The organism is Eggerthella sp., assembly GCF_048329335.1.
Classification (GTDB): Bacteria; Actinomycetota; Coriobacteriia; order Coriobacteriales; family Eggerthellaceae; genus Eggerthella; species Eggerthella lenta.
In genome coordinates, this window is the sequence record NZ_DBFEGU010000048.1 from 1 (window position 1) to 3,151 (window position 3,151).

Below are 3,151 nucleotides of genomic sequence, written 5' to 3' on the forward strand. Positions count from 1 at the left end.
GGCATACTGCTGGCGGCAGGGCGCGGTGCTCGAAGGCACGGCGCGCCGAGTCGTGAGCTGCGAGCGTGCCGACGCCCTCGGTATCTTGACAGGGCTTCGCAATCGCGCGATCGACCTGATCGCCGATGAGGGGACCGACGACGGGGCCGCGGTGCTCGCCGCGCTCGTGTGCGGATGGCGCGGCGCCCTCGAGGTAGGTGACGCGTACGCCGCCTACCAGACCAGCGGGCTTGCGCATCTCGTGGCGGTGTCGGGGGCGCACCTGTCCATCGTCGCCGGCTGCGCAGCCGCGCTCTTGCGTGCGCTGCGCGTTCCCCGGCGCGCCGGAGCCGTCCTGCAGGCGTCGTTTCTGCTGGGCTTCCTCGTGCTGGCGGCCGCGCCCTCGTCGGCCGTGCGCGCGGCCGTCATGGCGTTCGCCGGCATGTTCGCGTTCACGGCGCGGCGGCGGCCGGCGGCGCTCAGCGCGCTGGCCGTATGCATGATCGGCTGCATCGCGCTCGATCCGCGCACGGCGCTGGCGGTCTCGTTCGCGCTGTCGGCGCTCTCGACGCTCGGCATCGTACTGTTCGCAGGGCTTTTCCAGGCGTGGATCGCGCAGTGCTTCCAGCGCGCTCCGCGCCTGGCGCGCGAGGCGCTCTCGCTTACCGCCGCTTCGAGCCTTGCGGCCGCGCCGCTCGCCGCATCGCTGTTCTCGCAGGTGCCGGTTGTGGCGCCGCTGGCCAACGTAGCGGCCGCGCCGCTGTTTCCCGTAGTCTGCGCCGGCGGGTTCGCGGCGGTGCTGGCATCCTTGGCCGTTCCTGCCGTCGCGCCGGCGTTGATCGGATTCGCGTCGATGGGCACAGGCGCCCTCACTGCCGTCGTGCGCGCGCTCGCGAGCGTCCCCTACGCGAGCCTGCCTGCGAGCGTGCCCCTCGCCGGGGCGCTTCTGGCGTCGGCGGCATGCGCGGCGGCGCTGTGGCTGGCGTGGCCGCGTCCGAGCCGTCGTCGCGCGTTCGGTCTGGTCGCGGCGGCGGCGTGCGTCATGATCGGGACGGTCGTCGTCGCCCCGCGCCTTTCGGGCGACGAGATCGTCATGCTGGACGTGGGGCAGGGCGACGCGTTCCTGGTGCGGAGCCGGGGGACGGCCGTCCTGATCGACACCGGCAACCAGGACAGGATGCTGCGCGAGGCGCTCGCACGGCATGGAGCGTACCGCCTCGACGCGGTGGTGATCACCCACGGCGACGACGACCATAAAGGATCGCTCGCCTCGCTTGCGGGCGTCGTGGACGTGCGACGCGTGCTCGTCGCCCAGGACGCGCTCTCGTGCGGCTGCGAAGCGTGCGTCTCGCTCGTCGCCGACGCGCGCAAGCTCGCGGGCGACGGGGGAGTCGTCGGGCTTCGGCAGGGAGATGCGCTTCAGGTGGGCTCCTTCGACTTGCAGACAGTGTGGCCCGAGCGGTTCTCCGACGAAGGGGGCAACGCCGACAGCCTGTGCCTTGTCGCCGATGCGGACATCGACGGCGACGGCGCATCCGAGTGGCGTGCGCTTTTCACGGGAGACGCCGAGCGCGACCAGCTGCGCGCGCTCATCGACGAAGGGCTTGTGGACTCCGTCGACCTCTACAAGGTGGGCCATCACGGATCCAAGAACGCCCTCGACGACGAGGAGGCCGCCGTCCTTTCTCCTCGCATCGCGTTGGTCAGCGCAGGGGCGCGCAACCGCTACGGCCATCCGGCGCAGGACACGCTCGATCGGCTCGAGGCCGCGGGCGCACGCGTCTTCCGCACCGACGAGCAGGGAGATGTTTCGTGCAAATTGACCGCCGACCGGATCGAGGTGGATACCCTGCGTTAGAATGAACGGCATGGCTACTCAAAAGAAACAAGAAGCTCCGCTGCTGCCCGTCTACCTTATCGTAGGCGAGGACGCGCTCAAGCGCGACACCGTGATGAAGCGCCTACGCGCGCGCCTGTCCTCGATGGGCGATCTGTCGTTCAACGCCGACGAGTTCGACGGCGAGACGGCGCAGGGCGGAGACATCGTCACGGCCTGCAACACCGTGCCGTTCGCGAGCCCCGTGCGTCTCGTAGAGGTGCGCGCGGTCGACAAGCTGAAGAAAGCCGATGCCGAACAGCTCGTGAGCTATCTCGGTTCGCCGAACGGCTCCACGGTGCTCGCGCTCGTCGCCGAGAAGCTGGCGAAGAACACGCGCCTGTACAAGGCCGTGGCCGCCTGCGGCAAGACGGCGGTTATCGATTGCGCACCGCTCAAGCGCTACGAGCTGCCCCGAACGGTGCGCTCGATGGCCGTGACCCACGGCGTCACGCTCACCGAGGGCGCAGCCGTCAAGCTCGTCGACCTCGTCGGCGAGGACACGGTGCATCTCGACAGCGAGCTCAAAAAGATCGCGCTCGCGCATCGCGGCACCGACGCGGTGAACGAGCACGAGATCGTCGACATGGTCAGCCGCACCGCCGAGGTGAAGCCTTGGGAGTTCGTCGACGCCTTTGCGGCGCGAGACGTGCGCAAGTGCCTGCTGTACCTGGGTCGTATGGATTCCGTGTCGCCCCACGCGCTGCTGGCCATGTGCACGACGCGTCTGCGCGAGCTTGTCTGCGCGCGCTCGATGGCCGATCGCGGCAATCCCCGCGGCGTGGCCGCGGCGCTCAAAGCGCCCGACTGGCGCGTGAAGAACCATGTCAACTGGGCCCGCGGCTTCACTGCCGCCGAACTGCGGCGCGCCATCATCTCTTCGCGTGACACCGAGCGCGCGATGAAGAGCGGCGCCGATCCCAGGAGCGCTTTCCTGGACTGGGTGCTGGCGGTGACGGCGAGGCGCTAGCGTTTCAGGTTGTCGTCAAAAATGCAAGCAGAACGCTCGCTCGGGATGACAGCGGGGACAATCCGCGGTTTCCGCTCAGGATAACAGCCCTCTAACGCGAAGGAGCCCCGGATTTCCGGGGCTCCTTCGCTCTTGATATGCGGACGGATCGCAGGGCGAGTGCCGTATGCGCATGGATCGTTATTCGGCGGCAGCTTCCTCGGCGCCTTCGGCAGCCTCGGCCTTGGCGGCCTCTTCGGCTTCCTTGGCCTTGCGCTTCTGAGCGGCGGCCTCTTCCTTGAGCTGCTTCTCGCGGCGCTTGGCCTTCTCTTCGGAAGCGGCCTTCA

General features: G+C 69.1%; 2 protein-coding genes. Both read left to right on the top strand.

Annotated elements, in window-relative coordinates; genetic code table 11:
* Positions 1-1,837 (top strand): DNA internalization-related competence protein ComEC/Rec2 (locus tag ACMO6A_RS01690; RefSeq protein ID WP_418470689.1); only part of this gene is annotated, 1,837 nt, incomplete at its 5' end.
* A 10-nt stretch (positions 1,838-1,847) separates the two neighbouring features.
* A complete protein-coding gene (gene holA, locus ACMO6A_RS01695) occupies positions 1,848-2,825 on the top strand; it encodes a DNA polymerase III subunit delta (RefSeq protein WP_009608688.1) in 978 nt (325 codons plus the stop codon).
* Positions 2,826-3,151: the final 326 nt, after the last annotated feature.